Below are 14,670 nucleotides of genomic sequence, written 5' to 3' on the forward strand. Positions count from 1 at the left end.
TCGGCAAATGTTTCCAGCCCGCCTCAGAAATCTCGCCATGCTCATCCTCGACGATGCGGAACGGGCGCGCCTGAAACTATGCACTGCAGAAAGCTGCACCGGCGGACTCCTTGCCGCCTTGATCACGGACATTCCCGGTTCGTCGACTGTCTTCGAGCGCGGCTTCGTGACTTATTCCAACCGCGCGAAGGAAGAGATGCTCGGCATTGCCGGAGATGTCATCGCTGACTATGGCGCCGTGTCAGAGCCTGTGGCGCGCATGATGGCGGAAGGCGCGCTTGAGGCCAGCCGGGCGAACATCGCCGTTGCGATAACCGGCGTAGCCGGCCCCGGCGGCGGCACACGCATGAAGCCTGTCGGAACCGTGCACATTGCCTGCGCCCGGGAGAATCGCGCGGTGGTGCATGAAATGCTTCAGCTCGGTGAAATTGGCCGTTCCGAAATCCGGATGGCAGCTGTCGAGACGGCCTTGAACCTTATCCAGGTACAGATGCGCTAGGCGACCCGCCATAGCGCTTTTCGGCTTCCAGCAGGAAAGCGCTCATGATGCGGTCAACGGCGATATCGTGGTTGGCCGCGGCTAGCATCGCGACAAGCACATTGCGGAATTCATAATTGATCTGGAGCCCGATATCACAGCCACCCCGCTCCAGTGGCCAGATATTCCACTCCGCCCGCAACTGCCTGAACGGTCCCTTGATCAGGCTGGCAATGACCGCGCCGGTTCCAGCGTCGGCTGAAACAGACGTGGAAAAGCGCTCAACGAAACCCTTGAACCCGACGACGGCATCTCCCCGGCAATGGCGAACTCCCGCTTCGTCGATACGTTGTTCAGACACGCGCAGCGCCGTGATCCACTTGATGAATTCCGGATAGCGGGCGACGTCCGATACGAGGTCGAAAGCCTGTGCCGTCGAGTATGGCACGCGGACAGATTTTGAGAACCGGGGCATTCTAAGCCGGCAGGCCCGCGAGCTTGGCTTCGCGGGCGGCACGCATCTGCGCGAAGTCTTCCCCGGCATGATAGCTAGAGCGCGTGAGCGGCGTGGCGGACACCATGAGGAATCCTTTGGCGCGCGCGATTTCCTCAAGTGCCTTGAATTCTTCAGGCGTCACGAAACGGTCGATCGCGGCGTGCTTGCGTGTCGGCTGCAGGTATTGGCCGATTGTGAGAAAATCAACGCCGGCAGAACGCATATCGTCCATGACCTGCATGACTTCCTCTTTCGTTTCGCCGAGCCCCACCATCAAGCCTGACTTGGTGAATTGCGACGGGTCACGATCCTTCACCTTTTGTAGCAAGCGAAGGGAATGGAAGTAGCGTGCACCGGGCCGGATCGAGAGGTAGAGGCGCGGAACGGTTTCGAGATTGTGGTTGAACACATCGGGGCGCGCATCAATGACTTTGTTTTCCCAACCGTCCTTGCGCAGGAAGTCCGGCGTCAGGATCTCAATTGTCGTACCGGGAGAGGCCGTGCGGATCGATTGAATGACCTGGACGAAGTGCATTGCACCCCCGTCTTCGAGATCGTCCCGATCAACGGACGTGATGACAACGTGTTCAAGTCCCATTTCCGCAACAGCTTCACCCACCCGGCGCGGTTCGTCAGCATCAACACCCGCTGTGGGTTTGCCGGTCGACACATTGCAGAATGAACAGGCCCGGGTGCAAACATCGCCCAGAATCATCATCGTGGCGTGCTTCTTTTCCCAGCATTCGCCGATATTGGGGCAGCTTGCTTCCTGGCAGACTGTAATCAGGCCGTTGGATTTAACGATATCGCGCGTGGCGGCATACCCTGCCGAAGTCGGCGCCTTGACACGAATCCAGTCCGGCTTGCGAAGAACCGGCGTGTCAGGGCGAGCCTGCTTTTCCGGATGCCGGTGCTTGCGTCCGGACGGGGTGAGATCAATGAGCGTTGCCATGGCTGGAAGATGGACTTGAGCAGCCGATTCATCAAGGGAAATGGCCTGCAGACTGCATATGCAAACTTGCATTATCTGTTGCACAAAGGCCCTTACGTGACAAAATGTTACAAAAGTGAGGTCACACCTCAACAAGTCAAAGGGCAAATAATGAACAGCGCGACCATCCCTTCGCCGATTCCCTACCAGCCTTCACGCACGCATATCGACATGTTCTCCGCCCTTCTGCGGGCCAAGCACGAGTTTGGCGGCGAGAAGGTTATCATCGTCGACGGCGATGATCGCGAACTGACCTACAAGGAAATCATTCGTGCGGCCTTCGGTCTTGGCGCTGCCCTGAAAAAAGGCACGTCCCGCGGCGAAGCCGTTGGTGTCATGCTGCCGACCGGCGCAGGCGCCGTGATCGCATTCTATGCGTTAAGCGCCTACGGACGTACACCCGCCATGTTGAACTTCACGGCAGGCTCGGCAAATCTCAAGGCGGCAATGACGGCCGCAGGCGTGAAACGGATCGTGACGGCACACAAGTTTGTCGAACTGGGCGGACTTGAAGCCCTGATCGCGGAATTGGGCAAAGTTGCCGAGATCGTTTACCTGGAAGATGTGCGGGAGTCGCTGACGCTCGGAAACAAGATAGCGGCCGCGCTGGGGCCAGTCATGCCCGGCTTGTTCCGCCCGGCACAGAGATACAAATCACCCGCTGTCGTCCTTTTCACGTCAGGCACTGAGGGCGAACCCAAGGGTGTCGTCCTGAGCCACGAGAATGTGATGGCGAATGTCGAACAGGTTCGCGCGCATATAGGATTGAGCGCAGAGACCGACAAAGTATTCAATCCGCTTCCGACATTTCACTGCTTCGGCCTGACGGTGGGCGCTATCTTGCCCATCATTGCCGGTATTCAAGTGATGTTTCATCCGACTCCTCTCCAGCCACGCGAGATTGTGAAACGCATACGGAGCAATGGCTCCACAATCCTGCTGGCGACGGATACGTTCATTTCCCAATATGCCCGAACCGGCGAAGACGGCGACATGAGCTCCATACGACTTGCCGTATGCGGAGCCGAGCGCGTGAAGGACGAAACACGCGCACTGGTCCGCCGGAAATTTGAAATTGAAATTCTTGAAGGTTATGGCGCGACTGAGGCCTCGCCTGTGGTTGCCGCAAACCAATGGGAAAACAACAAGCCCGGCACGGTCGGCAAACTGATGGCCGACATGGACTCCATGCTGGTTCCGGTTGAGGGCATAGATGAAGGCGGACGCCTCCAGATCCGTGGGCCGAATATTATGCTGGGTTACCTGCGCCCTTCTCGGCCAGGCGTTCTGGAGAGACCGGAAGGCGGTTGGCACGACACAGGCGATATCGTCGCGATCGATGACGAAGGTTTCATCCGGATCATGGGCCGCGTGAAACGGTTCGCGAAGATTGGCGGTGAAATGGTGTCACTCGCCGTCGTAGAGAACTGCGCTAGCGCCGTGTGGCCGGACAACCTGCACGCTGCTGTCGCAATGCCGGATTCGCGCAAAGGCGAGCAGATCATATTGCTGAGCGATTCAGACGCCTGCAATCGTGCGGACATACTCGCCTGGGCAAAGAACCATGGCGTTCCCGAATTGTCGGTACCGCGGCGCGTATTCCATGTCCCGGAAATTGCCGTGCTTGGAACAGGCAAGATCGATTATGCGTCGGTAAAGAAGCAGGCTGACGACCTGATGGCGATCTAGGCGGCCGCCTTGCCCTGAACTTCGTGAGGCTCTTCGAGGAAGCCGCGGATAATGTCGGCGGTCTCGTCTGCCCTGGTCACCAGAAACAGGTGACCGCCGCCTTCCACGATGTGTAGCCTCGAATTCGGCAGTGCAACTTTCAGGATGTGGCCATTGGCGAGAGGAACGATGCTGTCATTGTCGCCCATCATCACAAGCGCTGGCATGCGCAGGAATCGGATGAAGGGCAAGCTGGACCAGCCGATAAAGGCCAGAAGCTGGAAGGCATAGCCTTTCGGGTCGGGCGGCAACAGGCGTGTAATATGCTCGCCAGCCTGAGCGTCGGCCTCATCGCCGTAAAGCGTTGCAAAATTTTCCTGCATATAGTTCGGATCAGTATAGCGCCGGGCGTCCACCATCTTGGAGAGCGACTTGGGCTTGCCCGGGATCATGGTCATGCCTGCCGTCGTGGCGCAGAGGATGAGCTTGCCGACACGGTTGCGGTATTGGAAGGCAAACTGTTGGGCGAGCGCCCCGCCCCAGGAAACCCCCATCACATCGACCTCATCTATTCCGAACTGGTCGAGCAACTTGCGCGCCCAGCGTGCCAGCATCCATGGCCGATAGGGCCATTGGGTGACAGGGCTCTTGCCGACCCCCGGCACATCAAACGTGATGATGTCGCGATCAGGAAACATGTCTCCAAGGGCGTGGGTCAGCTCAAGGTTGGCTCCGATCCCATTGAAGAACAGGAGCGGACGCTTGCCTTCATCCAACCTGGCGGCCCAGAAGGCCGTGCGCAGGAGCACGCCATCAATGTCCTGCATGGTTATTCTCGGGCGCGGTTCAGTTGCAGCCATGAGTTGGTTCCTTGGTCGGTGCGGTGTGCCTGGCGCCTCAGTCGTCGAAGACGTATTTGCCTGGGGCCGCATAAAGTGGAGGGAATGCCTCGCTGCCACAAGACTTGGGTGACACCTTGAGAGCGCCCGAGCGCTCTTTTAGCCAGGCACCCCAACGGGGCCACCAGGACCCGGCATGCTCTTCAGCCGATGCAGCCCACTCATCGGCGGTCGGCTTGATCTCCGAACTGGCGAAATACTTGGCTTTCGGGTTTCCAGGCGGATTGATGAGGGATTGAAGGTGCCCACTCGAGGACAGGACAAATTCAATATTCTCTGAACCCAGCAATGACGGCGTCCGATAGCAGGCTTTCCACGGCGTGATGTGGTCGGTGAGGCCGGCAACGACAAACGAATCGCACGTGACTTTGGTGAGATCTGCCTTGTGACCGGCAATATCGACCTCGCCCGGATTGGCGAAAGGTTGCGTCAGGCCGAAATCCAGAAAATCCGAATGAAGCTGGGCCGGGAGATTTGTCGTGTCATTGTTCCAGTAGAGAACGTCATAGGGCGGCGGGTCTTCACCCATGAGGTAGTTGTTGACGACATAGTTCCAGATCAGGTCGTTCGGACGCATCCATGCGAACATGCGGGCGAGATCATCACCCTTCAGGATGCCTTTCCGTTTCGAATACTTACGGGCGATCTCAAGGCTTCCATCGGAGACGATCTGTCCGAGGTCGCTGTCGTCGCGCTGGGGGTCAAGGACGCAGACCATGAAGGTGAGCGCGTTGATGCGCTTGTCATCGGCTGCCGCCAAGAGGCTTGCGAATGTCGCTGTCGTGATTCCGCCCGAGCAGGCGCCGGCAACATTGATCCGGGACGATTTCGTGATCTTCCGAATGACTTCACTGGCCTGGACGAGGCTGTCGATATAGTCGGTAAGGCCCCAGTGCGCGTGCTCTTTCGTCGGATTGCGCCACGATACGATGAACGGCTGGAGTTCCTGTGACAGCAAAAACTGGACGATCGATGTGTGGGGCGTCAGATCGTTGGCGTAGAACTTGTTGATCTGCGGCGGGATGACGAGAATTGGAGTCTTGTGCACCTTTTCGGTTGTCGGCGCGTACTGGATCAACTCCAGCATCTCGTTCTTCCAGACAATCGAACCTTTTGACGTGGCGAGATTTTCGCCGACCTTGAATGGCCGCTTGTCCACCTGGGACGGCATGCCGCCATTCTTGGTCATATCCGTGTAGAGATTCTGGAGGCCTTTCAGGAGAGACATGCCGCCGGAATCGACAACGCGCTTGGTCGCCGCCGGATTTCCGACAAGCGTGTTCGTGGGCGCCAGTGCGTCCGTGATCATGCCCATCACGAATTTGGCGCGGGCATGCTCGAGCTCAGTCATCTTGAGTTCGCTTACCCATTCGTTGAGATGTTCCTGCGTCGCAAGATAGGCCTGCATGCCGCGCTTGTAGAAGGGATTGTGTTCCCAAGCCGGGTCCTGGAAGCGGCGGTCCTTGCGGTTGGACTTGCGGTCCGACTTGCCCATCAGGATCCTGGCGTTCTCGGCCGTGATCTTGCCGGCCGTCTTCGCGGTCGTGACAGGGTTGGTCATGGTAAAGCGCAGCATCATGGCGACGGCGCCCAGCAATTCCTGCCGGTTTATGCCGCCCATGAGCGGGTTCAGCGCTGTTGTGCTTTCGGCAGCGTTCCTGGCAATCTCTTCCTGTGGCGTTGGCATTTTCGGTTATCCCTTTGTGCGCCGGTCTTCCGCTGACACCAGTATCCGCGCCGCCGACTTAGTTATTTTCTCTTTCGATTCCGGAAAGAGAGACTTGTAATCTTTGGAACAAAATTCGTTCCATAGTGATATTTGCGTGCCAAAATGCAAGTAGAGCCATGAAAACACGCGATCGCATCCTTCAAACCAGCCTGCTTCTCTTCAATCAGGAAGGTGAAGCGCCGCAGACGGCTGTCGATATTTCAAATGCACTCGAAATCAGTCCAGGTAATCTTTACTACCATTTCAAAGGCAAGGACGCGATCATAAGGGCGCTGTTCGGCGCCTTCGAAGACGAGATGCGCATCATCCTGCGCGGCTCGAAGGGGGGCGTGACGTCCATCGAGGACAATTGGGTCTACCTTTATATCATTCTCGAAGAAATTTACGATTTCCGCTTCTTCTATCGCGACCTCGGTGTCCTGCTCGACCGCTATCCCGACCTGGCTGTCCGGTTCCGCGCGCTCGTTGCCGAGAAACGCCGGACGATCACACGCGTGCTGCAGGACCTTGCCGAGAGCGATGTGCTGCAGCTCGATCCACGCCTCAAGACGGCGCTGACGGACCAGATCATGATGTCGATCACGTTCTGGCTGGCGAATGACGCAATCGGGAATGAAGTGCATGACGGCCCGAGCCTGATCCACAAGACTGTGTTCCAGGTGATGTGCCTGATCGTGCCTTATATGGGAGAAGCCGGGTTCGGGGCGCTCTCCCGCATGATCGCGCATTATGATAGTACGATGGCGTGAGAAGAAGGGCGGCTTCGTTCTGAAGCCGCCCTTCCGTCTCGCCGGCCCTATTTCATCAGGGCTTTGGCCTGCTTTACCCAGGCGTTCCGGGTGATCCGGCCACGTGCGCCGATCTTCTCGTCGAGGGCGTCGATATCGGCCTTCTTGAGAGCGGCGATCTGGGCGTATGTCGTGATGCCTTCAGCCTTGAGCTTCTTCACGAGCGCAGGACCGACACCGGTGATCTTGGTCAGGTCGTCTGCTGCGGCAGGCTCTGCCTTTGCTTTAGCGGCAACGGCCTCCTTGACGGCAGCGGTCGTCTTCTTGGCGGCTTTCTTGGCAGTCTTGGCCACGTCAGCACCGGTTTCGCCCGCAACAGCCTCGATTTCGGCAGTCAGGCGAGAGAGACGGGCCTTGAGGTTGACGTCACCCTTGAATGCCTTCGCCTTCGCTTTCGCAGCCAATTCGGAAACTTCGTCCTCAAGCTTTTCGAGCTTTTTGTGGATTTTTTCGCCCTTGGTGCCGAGTCCCTTGACGCCAAGCAGGTCGCGCATGCGGTCCATGCGGGCCTCGAACTGGTCGCGGGCCTGAACCTGGAATTCACGCGCGCCGGCAGCCGCCTTGGCCATTTGCTGGCCAGCCTTGAGAACACGTTCGTCGCTGCCGAGGCGCGAACGAACGTCACCCTCGATTTCAGCGCCGCGTTTGACGAGGTCTTCAAAGACATCAGCCGATTGCGCGTTCAGCACATGCGCGCCAGCAAGCGCGCTGTCATAGGCCTTGCCGTAGGCGCCAACGCCTGCAAGCCAGATCTTGTGCGCCATGTCGGCGGATTGGGCTTCCATCGCTTTGCCGATTTTTTCAGCCTTCACGCGTGCCTTGGTTTTTGCTTTCGCTTTGGATTTCGACTTTGCCATCATGTGGCTCCTTCGTGGTTGTCCGATGGGACCAGAAATAGGGCCGACGTCTAGAAAGCGCATACTAATCGCTGGCGGGGTTGAAACCCTGCAGTGAATGTCGTGTATCTGAGCACAGAAACCACGAGAGGACGAAACAGATGAGCGCAGTTGATTATCAGGTCGATGGCAAACCGTATGAAGGCTTCTTTGTTCGTCCTTCCGGCAAGTCAAATGCGCCGCTTGTCGTGATCGCCCACGCATGGGCCGGCCTTGGCGACAATGAACGCCAAAAGGCCCAATTGGTTGCGGACAAGCTGGGATATGCGGCCTTTGCCATGGACGTGTACGGCAAGGGCAAGCGCGGCACGAGTGTCGAGGAAAACCAGGCATTGATGAATCCACTCGTCGGCGACCGGGTGGAGCTTCAGAAACGCCTTGCTGGCGGATTGGCTGCTGCAAAGGCCCAAGACGGCGTAGATCGCAGCAAGGCAGCCGCAATAGGCTATTGCTTCGGTGGATTGAGCGTTCTCGATATGGCGCGCGCGGGCCAGGACGTTTTGGGTGTCTGCTCGTTCCATGGCCTGTTCAGGCCGGCGGAAAATATTCCCGCCCCAAAGATCAAGGCCAAGGTGCTCATTCAACATGGCTGGCAGGACCCGATGGCCACCCCTCAGGATGTGCTGGCTATCGCGAAGGAAATGGATGGCGCCGGTGCTGACTGGCAGTTGCACGCACATGGACAGTCCATGCACGCTTTCACGACGCTCGGCGCAAACGACGCCAAAATGGGAACGGTTTACAATGCCGATGCTGACCGGCGCAGTTTTGCGTCCCTGGCCGACTTCCTGGCAGAGCTTTTCTAGTCACCGCGTAGCGCATAGCCGGCAGAGCGGACGGTGCGGATGGGATCGTCACCGCCGTCCTGTCGGAGGGCCTTACGCAAACGGCCGACATGAACGTCGACTGTGCGAGCCTCGACATACACATCAGACCCCCAAACCGTGTCCAGAAGCTGCTCGCGCGAGAACACGCGACCTGGATGCTGCATGAAATAGTCGAGCAGCCTGAATTCGGTTGGACCGAGGTGGATTTCTCCCTCATTCCGCATGACGCGATGTGCGACCCTGTCGATCACGATATCGCCCACGGCAATCTTGTCTTCCTTCAGACCGGGACGAATGCGGCGCAGCACTGCACGCACACGCGCCATGAGTTCAGTGGTTGAAAAAGGTTTCGTGACATAATCGTCCGCACCCGTATCCAGTCCACGAATTCGATCGCTCTCTTCGCCACGTGCGGTCAGCATGATGATAGGCATGTTGGGGTTGGCACCGCCGGTGCGGATGCGTCGGCACACTTCGATACCGCTGACCTTGGGAAGCATCCAGTCAAGCAGGATGAGGTCGGGCGCCCGTTCGTCGATCATCATCAGCGCTTCTTCCCCGTCGGCAGCTATGGCGACTTCGTAATCTTCCTTCTGGAGATTGTAGAGCAGCAATTCAGAGACGGCGCTCTCGTCTTCTGCGATGAGCACGAATGGTTTCATACTGTATTCCTCGTAAGCGGCCGTTAGCCGTCTATTTCCGGAGTTTTCGGTCGATCCGTGGACAGGAGGTATTCCCCCGTCGCCTGGAAATATACAAACTCGGCAATATTCGTGCAGTGATCACCAATTCGTTCGAGATTTTTCGCCATGAACAGCATGTGCGCCCCTGCCCCGATCGTCCGGGGATCTTCGATCATGTAGGTAAGCATTTCCCGAAAAAGGGAATTGTAGTGCTGGTCAATATCTTCATCGCCTTCCCATACGGCTTTTGCCGCGGAGGCGTTACCAGTCGCGTAGGCATCCAGCACCATGTTGAGCTGCCGCGAGACAGGACTGGCCATGCGAAAGATGCCCTTGCGCATTGAAGCGCCGACATTTTCGTCCAGTCGCTGTGCGCGTTTGGCGATATTCTTCGACAGATCGCCAATTCGTTCGAGTTCGCCGACGACTTTCAATGCGGAAAAGACCGCACGAAGATCATGTGCCATCGGTTGGCGTCGGGCGATCAGGCTGACAATCTGGCGCTCCACATCCTCTTCAATCTTGTCGACTTGCTTGTCGCGCGCCACCACGTCACGCGCAACGTCTACGTCATTCTTGTTTACCGCTGCGCAGGCATCGAGGATCATGGTTTCCACAATTCCACCCATTCGGAGAATATCCGCAGCAAGCTTTTCGAGTTCGTCCGTGAATGCAGAAACAATGTGATCAGACATGCTCAGAATCCTATCCGAATCTACCAGTGATGTAATCCTCGGTGCGGCGCTCCCGGGGATTGGTGAATATCTGGTCGGTCTCTCCCATTTCGACGAGTTCGCCCAGGTGGAAGAACGCGGTGCGCTGCGACACGCGAGCGGCCTGTTGCATTGAGTGCGTCACGATGACGATGCAGTAGCGTTTGCGAAGTTCGTCGATGAGTTCTTCGATGCGTGCAGTCGCAACCGGGTCGAGCGCAGAGCACGGTTCGTCCATGAGGATAACTTCCGGTCGCACAGCAATGGCCCGGGCAATGCACAAGCGTTGCTGCTGGCCACCTGAGAGGCTGTTCCCGGGAGAAGTAAGGCGATCTTTGACTTCTTCCCAAAGGCCGGCACGCCGGAGACTCTTCTCCACCATCGCGTCCAGGTCTTCGCGCGTTGCCGCCAATCCATGAATGCGCGGGCCGTAAGCGATATTGTCATAGATCGACTTTGGAAACGGGTTCGGCTTCTGGAACACCATGCCTACCCGCGAACGAAGCAATACCGGGTCGATGTCCGGGTCGTTGATATTCTCGCCGTCCATGATGATTTCGCCGGTGACCTTGCAGGACTCGATCGTGTCGTTCATCCGGTTCAGGCAGCGCAAGAATGTCGACTTTCCGCACCCGGACGGACCGATCAGCGCAGTGACGGAGCGATCGGGAACTGGCAGGGAGATATCGAAAATCGCCTGCTTGTCACCATAGAACACATTGATGTTCCGGCAATCTATCCTTGGGAAGGTGAGGCCTTGCGTCTCGTCCATCGTGATCCCCGTCGCCGACACTTCGCGGCTTTCTGTCATTGTGGTTTCCATTACCATCTCCGCTCAAACCGCCGTCGCAGCAAGACGACAATGCCATTCATTGCGACCAGGAACATGAGAAGAATAACGATGACGGCAGCTGTCATCGGCTCCCATGCGCGCTCTGCATTTGTTGACCAACTGTAGACAAGCACCGGAAGCGCCGTTGATTCATCAGTGGGCCCTGTCGGCACGTCCGCCACAAATGCCACCATGCCGATCAACAACAATGGCGCGGTCTCGCCGAGCGCTCTTGCCATTCCGAGGATGGCGCCAGTGAAAATACCCGGACCGGCCACTGGCAGCACATGATGGAAAACAGACTGCATTTTTGATGCGCCAACACCCAGCGCTGCGGCGCGGATCGACGGTGGCACGGACTTCAATGCGGCGCGCGAGGCAATAATGATTGTCGGCAGTGTTAACAGCGCAAGCACGAGGCCGCCAACCAATGGTGCCGAACGTGGCAAGCCGAAAAAGCCCAGGAACACCGCTGCGCCAAGCAAGCCGAACACAATCGACGGCACGGCAGCAAGGTTGTTGATGTTGACTTCGATGATCTCGGTCAATCGGTTGCGAGGCGCAAATTCTTCAAGATAGACAGAGGCGAATATTCCGACCGGAATGGCGATAAATGCCGTCACCATCATGGTCAGCAATGACCCAACGATTGCCGCAAGCGCACCGGCCAATTCTGGATACGTGCTGTCGGTATGGGTTAGCAGGCTGGTGTGGGGAACCCGCGAAATGCGCCCCAAGTCCTTAAGGGCGAGCGTCCACGCAATCTGGAGGTCTGATACATTGCGTTCTGATTCAGGCAGCGTGATCATCCGGGCCGTCGGCCGGACCTGGTTGAAATCGGATGCGGCGCCGGTCAGAAGCGTCATGTCGGCGACGTCAGCAGTCAGGTTCGTAATTCGTCCGGTTGCTGTGCCGGAGGTTACCAGTATCGAGCGAGCATCGACAATGTCGCCGACTTCCTGGCGCTGAACGGCAATCAGCGATTCCAGCCCTTTGAACGCGTCAGGTCCACGCAGTTCAACTTGCCTGGACGTGGCATCTGCTACTGCGTTGACCTCACCCAGCCTGAGGCGGAATTCATTCGAACCGGCCCTTTTGAGATAAAGATCGAGATCGTCATTCAGAGGCACATTGATCGCTGTCACCTGGGCAATTTGAGTAGGGTTTTCAGCGACCCGGCGGGCGGTCGGCAAAACAGCAAGACGGGTCACAAGGTCACCCAGTTGGCGTGACGTCTTGCGATCTTCAGCACCTTCAGGAAAGGTTTCCCGCAGGTTCGAGCGGACAAGCGAGTAGAAGCCGTCCACGTTGCGCGAGATGTCGTCAGGCGTATCTTTGCCTTTCGGAGCAATCACCTCCGGGTCGAGGACGACGTCAAATCGGACAGTGTGATATGTCGCGGCGGAGATGGCTTGAGCGCCAATCGAGAAAATCAGAATAGACAATGCGACCAGCGCAAACGCGATGGCAGACAGGCCGTACAACCTGAACCGCGCGTCAGCAGCCCGCCGCTTCTTCAAACGACGCAGGGCTTTCTCGTTCCTGAATGGGTCGGGCGCGACGTCAGTCATATTTTTCACGATACTTCTGGACGACCCGAAGGGCGATCAGGTTGAAGATCAGCGTGATCACGAAAAGAACCAGGCCGAGGGCGAATGCGGAAAGGGTTTTCGGGCTGTCGAATTCCATTTCGCCCGTGAGCAGGGCGACGATCTGAACCGTAATCGTCGTCAAATCGGCGGTGGGGTCCGGTGAAATGCGGGCGCGTTGCCCTGCCGCCATCACCACGATCATCGTTTCGCCGATCGCTCGCGACACGGCCAGAAGAAGTGAAGCGATGATCCCGGGCAGCGCGGCGGGCAGCACGACATGCTTGACCGTCTCGGACTTCGTCGCGCCCATCGCATAGGCTGCGTCACGGAGAGTTTGCGGCACGGCGTTGATCACATCATCCGAAAGGGACGACACGAACGGGATTACCATGATGCCCATCACAAGCCCCGCCGCCAGGGCGCTCGTCGGCTGAGCGGCAAGAAGCGGCTCGCTTGCCAGCCCTGTCGAGATCAGCGTCGAGTTTATCCAGATGGCAATCGAACGAATGGCTGGCGCGACAACGAGCAAAGCAAAGAAGCCATAGACGACGGTCGGGATACCCGCGAGGATTTCGAGAATTGGTTTGACCCACCCCCGAACTTTTGGCCCGGCATATTCTGACAGGTAAATCGCGGCAAAGAGGCCCACTGGCGCAGCGATCAGCATCGCTATCAAAGCGATCATGAACGTTCCGAAAAACAGTGGCAAAGCACCAAACTCGGCACTCGTTTGTGCGTTCCAGCGCGTTCCAAACAGGAAATCCCAAAACGGAACCTGCGCAAAGAAGCGGAGGCTTTCATACAATAGCGACGCGACAATCCCGACGGTCGTCGCGATCGCTATGGCGGCACACAGGAAGAGGAAAAGCTCTACGCCGCTTTCCACGCGGTTTCGCGCCCGGAACTCCGGCCCAACGCGGCGGCGCGCAAGCAAGAATCCAGCAGCTGCGCAAAGCAACGACAGACCGATGGCCGAAGCCTTGATCAGTCCCTGAAGCTCGAGAAATCGATTGGTGATGGCCGAGAACACACGGTCGGCGCCGGAATATCCGTCATGAGCGGCAGCGCGCGCAATCGAGTTCAGGTACACATCGAGTTCCACCCGTGGCATATCCCGAAAATTGGCAGGCAGTTCGCTGGAGAGAATCGACCGGACGATTCCGTCGCCCAGCAACCCATACCCTAGCGCCACGATCATCGCAGGAATGAAAGTCCACATGGCCACGAAGTAGCCGTGATAGTTAGGTCGCGAATGTACTCGTGCCGACCCCGTACCGGCAAAGCGTTCTGCCTGAACGCGGCCGACAAAAAAGCCGCCCGACGCCAGCATCGCAAGCAATGCAAGCATCAACCAACCCATAGGCAAATGGCCGAGCTGTTGAACCATTCAGTTCGTATTCCCCATCATCTTCGCTCCCCTTAGTGCCGATCCGCGACAGTTATGTGACACTCAGCCAACACATGTCAGATGATTCCGAAAGTCTTGCACTGGAATGCCTTATCGGCCACATCAGAGCGGATGATACAGCACACAAATTCTGATGCGATGTGGCATGGCACCACGATCCTGGCCGTCCGCAAAACAGGCAAATTGGCGATCCTGAGCGATGGGCAGGTATCGATGGGCCAAACGATCATGAAGGGCAACGCGCGCAAGGTGCGGCGCATCGCGGGCGGCAACATCCTTGCCGGATTTGCCGGTGCGACAGCCGATGCTTTCACGCTTTTCGAGCGCCTGGAAGCCAAACTCGAACGCCATCCGGGCCAGCTCCAACGGGCAGCCGTCGAACTCGCGAAGGACTGGCGAACCGAGAAATACCTCCAGAAACTCGAAGCCCTGCTGATTGTCGCCGACAAGGATGTCACACTCGTGATTACGGGTGCAGGCGATGTGCTCGAGCCCGAGCACAACGTGGTCGCCGTAGGGTCGGGCGGCAATTTTGCGCTCGCTGCTGCCCGCGGCCTTTATGAGTATGAAGAAGATGCCGAAATCATCGGACGCAAGGCCATGCAGATCGCAGCGGACATTTGCGTCTACACCAATGCAAATTTCACGCTCGAGACACTGGATCTTTGAC

General features: G+C 57.7%; 15 protein-coding genes. 5 read left to right on the forward strand and 10 right to left on the reverse strand.

Annotation, left to right across the window (positions count from 1 at the left end; genetic code table 11):
- Positions 1–7 precede the first annotated feature (7 nt).
- Positions 8–499, forward strand: a complete 492-nt coding sequence (locus tag AC0L7I_RS11750) for a CinA family protein (RefSeq protein WP_473396612.1) — start codon at positions 8–10, stop codon at positions 497–499.
- Here the strand turns inward: AC0L7I_RS11750 and AC0L7I_RS11755 are convergent.
- Positions 477–926, reverse strand: a complete 450-nt coding sequence (locus AC0L7I_RS11755; protein ID WP_473396613.1) for a type II toxin-antitoxin system RatA family toxin — start codon at positions 924–926, stop codon at positions 477–479. The two genes, AC0L7I_RS11750 and AC0L7I_RS11755, sit on opposite strands and share 23 nt — an antisense overlap.
- Positions 927–954: 28 nt before the next feature.
- Positions 955–1,926 (reverse strand): lipoyl synthase, encoded by a 972-nt coding sequence (gene lipA, locus AC0L7I_RS11760; RefSeq protein ID WP_473396614.1) that lies wholly within the window; start codon positions 1,924–1,926, stop codon positions 955–957.
- Between the two features lie 150 nt (positions 1,927–2,076).
- Between lipA and AC0L7I_RS11765 the strand changes: the two genes are divergently transcribed.
- Positions 2,077–3,654 carry an AMP-binding protein gene (locus AC0L7I_RS11765; RefSeq protein ID WP_473396615.1) on the forward strand — a complete coding sequence of 526 codons (1,578 nt, stop codon included), beginning with the start codon at positions 2,077–2,079 and terminating at the stop codon, positions 3,652–3,654.
- Here the strand turns inward: AC0L7I_RS11765 and AC0L7I_RS11770 are convergent.
- Positions 3,651–4,493: an alpha/beta fold hydrolase gene (locus AC0L7I_RS11770; protein ID WP_473396616.1), complete on the reverse strand. Its 843-nt coding sequence runs from the start codon at positions 4,491–4,493 to the stop codon at positions 3,651–3,653. The genes AC0L7I_RS11765 and AC0L7I_RS11770 overlap by 4 nt on opposite strands.
- Positions 4,494–4,530: 37 nt before the next feature.
- Positions 4,531–6,219 carry an alpha/beta fold hydrolase gene (locus tag AC0L7I_RS11775; RefSeq protein WP_473396617.1) on the reverse strand — a complete coding sequence of 563 codons (1,689 nt, stop codon included), beginning with the start codon at positions 6,217–6,219 and terminating at the stop codon, positions 4,531–4,533.
- A gap of 158 nt (positions 6,220–6,377) precedes the next feature.
- Between AC0L7I_RS11775 and AC0L7I_RS11780 the strand changes: the two genes are divergently transcribed.
- On the forward strand, positions 6,378–7,010 hold the full coding sequence (locus AC0L7I_RS11780; RefSeq protein ID WP_473396618.1) for a TetR/AcrR family transcriptional regulator: 633 nt from the start codon (positions 6,378–6,380) through the stop codon (positions 7,008–7,010).
- A 47-nt stretch (positions 7,011–7,057) separates the two neighbouring features.
- Here AC0L7I_RS11780 and AC0L7I_RS11785 read toward each other — a convergent pair whose 3' ends face one another.
- Positions 7,058–7,909 carry a helix-hairpin-helix domain-containing protein gene (locus AC0L7I_RS11785; protein ID WP_473396619.1) on the reverse strand — a complete coding sequence of 284 codons (852 nt, stop codon included), beginning with the start codon at positions 7,907–7,909 and terminating at the stop codon, positions 7,058–7,060.
- A gap of 137 nt (positions 7,910–8,046) precedes the next feature.
- On the opposite strand from AC0L7I_RS11785, the gene AC0L7I_RS11790 reads away from it, so the two are divergent.
- Positions 8,047–8,751 (forward strand): dienelactone hydrolase family protein, encoded by a 705-nt coding sequence (locus AC0L7I_RS11790; protein WP_473396620.1) that lies wholly within the window; start codon positions 8,047–8,049, stop codon positions 8,749–8,751.
- Here the strand turns inward: AC0L7I_RS11790 and phoB are convergent.
- From phoB to pstC, 5 genes are read right to left on the reverse strand one after another with little or no spacing between them, the layout of a single operon-like run.
- Entirely contained in the window at positions 8,748–9,434 is a 687-nt protein-coding gene (gene phoB / locus AC0L7I_RS11795) for a phosphate regulon transcriptional regulator PhoB (RefSeq protein WP_473396621.1), read from the reverse strand. The genes AC0L7I_RS11790 and phoB overlap by 4 nt on opposite strands.
- Positions 9,435–9,457: 23 nt before the next feature.
- Entirely contained in the window at positions 9,458–10,150 is a 693-nt protein-coding gene (phoU, locus tag AC0L7I_RS11800; protein WP_473396622.1) for a phosphate signaling complex protein PhoU, read from the reverse strand.
- Positions 10,151–10,160: 10 nt separating this feature from the next.
- Positions 10,161–10,940 (reverse strand): phosphate ABC transporter ATP-binding protein PstB, encoded by a 780-nt coding sequence (gene pstB / locus AC0L7I_RS11805; RefSeq protein ID WP_473399152.1) that lies wholly within the window; start codon positions 10,938–10,940, stop codon positions 10,161–10,163.
- A 50-nt stretch (positions 10,941–10,990) separates the two neighbouring features.
- Positions 10,991–12,571 carry a phosphate ABC transporter permease PstA gene (gene pstA, locus AC0L7I_RS11810; RefSeq protein WP_473396623.1) on the reverse strand — a complete coding sequence of 527 codons (1,581 nt, stop codon included), beginning with the start codon at positions 12,569–12,571 and terminating at the stop codon, positions 10,991–10,993.
- Positions 12,564–13,940 carry a phosphate ABC transporter permease subunit PstC gene (pstC, locus tag AC0L7I_RS11815; protein ID WP_473396624.1) on the reverse strand — a complete coding sequence of 459 codons (1,377 nt, stop codon included), beginning with the start codon at positions 13,938–13,940 and terminating at the stop codon, positions 12,564–12,566. Before pstC ends, pstA begins: the two co-directional genes overlap by 8 nt.
- 171 nt (positions 13,941–14,111) lie before the next feature.
- On the opposite strand from pstC, the gene hslV reads away from it, so the two are divergent.
- The gene (hslV, locus tag AC0L7I_RS11820) at positions 14,112–14,669 is read left to right on the forward strand and encodes an ATP-dependent protease subunit HslV (protein WP_473396625.1); all 558 of its coding nucleotides are present in this window, start codon (positions 14,112–14,114) and stop codon (positions 14,667–14,669) included.
- The last annotated feature ends 1 nt before the right edge of the window (position 14,670 follow it).

This window comes from Hyphomonas sp. J20-32 (assembly GCF_055808555.1).

What these genes read in the sequence shown, in the direction of transcription:
- AC0L7I_RS11750 (WP_473396612.1), top strand. Translation starts at nt 8, where the DNA reads ATGTTTCCAGCCCGCCTCAGAAATCTCGCCATGCTCATCCTCGACGAT.
- lipA (WP_473396614.1), bottom strand. Translation starts at nt 1,926, where the DNA reads ATGGCAACGCTCATTGATCTCACCCCGTCCGGACGCAAGCACCGGCAT.
- AC0L7I_RS11765 (WP_473396615.1), top strand. Translation starts at nt 2,077, where the DNA reads ATGAACAGCGCGACCATCCCTTCGCCGATTCCCTACCAGCCTTCACGC.
- AC0L7I_RS11770 (WP_473396616.1), bottom strand. Translation starts at nt 4,493, where the DNA reads ATGGCTGCAACTGAACCGCGCCCGAGAATAACCATGCAGGACATTGAT.
- AC0L7I_RS11775 (WP_473396617.1), bottom strand. Translation starts at nt 6,219, where the DNA reads ATGCCAACGCCACAGGAAGAGATTGCCAGGAACGCTGCCGAAAGCACA.
- AC0L7I_RS11780 (WP_473396618.1), top strand. Translation starts at nt 6,378, where the DNA reads ATGAAAACACGCGATCGCATCCTTCAAACCAGCCTGCTTCTCTTCAAT.
- AC0L7I_RS11785 (WP_473396619.1), bottom strand. Translation starts at nt 7,909, where the DNA reads ATGATGGCAAAGTCGAAATCCAAAGCGAAAGCAAAAACCAAGGCACGC.
- AC0L7I_RS11790 (WP_473396620.1), top strand. Translation starts at nt 8,047, where the DNA reads ATGAGCGCAGTTGATTATCAGGTCGATGGCAAACCGTATGAAGGCTTC.
- phoB (WP_473396621.1), bottom strand. Translation starts at nt 9,434, where the DNA reads ATGAAACCATTCGTGCTCATCGCAGAAGACGAGAGCGCCGTCTCTGAA.
- phoU (WP_473396622.1), bottom strand. Translation starts at nt 10,150, where the DNA reads ATGTCTGATCACATTGTTTCTGCATTCACGGACGAACTCGAAAAGCTT.
- pstB (WP_473399152.1), bottom strand. Translation starts at nt 10,940, where the DNA reads ATGGACGAGACGCAAGGCCTCACCTTCCCAAGGATAGATTGCCGGAAC.
- pstA (WP_473396623.1), bottom strand. Translation starts at nt 12,571, where the DNA reads ATGACTGACGTCGCGCCCGACCCATTCAGGAACGAGAAAGCCCTGCGT.
- pstC (WP_473396624.1), bottom strand. Translation starts at nt 13,940, where the DNA reads ATGCTTGCATTGCTTGCGATGCTGGCGTCGGGCGGCTTTTTTGTCGGC.
- hslV (WP_473396625.1), top strand. Translation starts at nt 14,112, where the DNA reads ATGATACAGCACACAAATTCTGATGCGATGTGGCATGGCACCACGATC.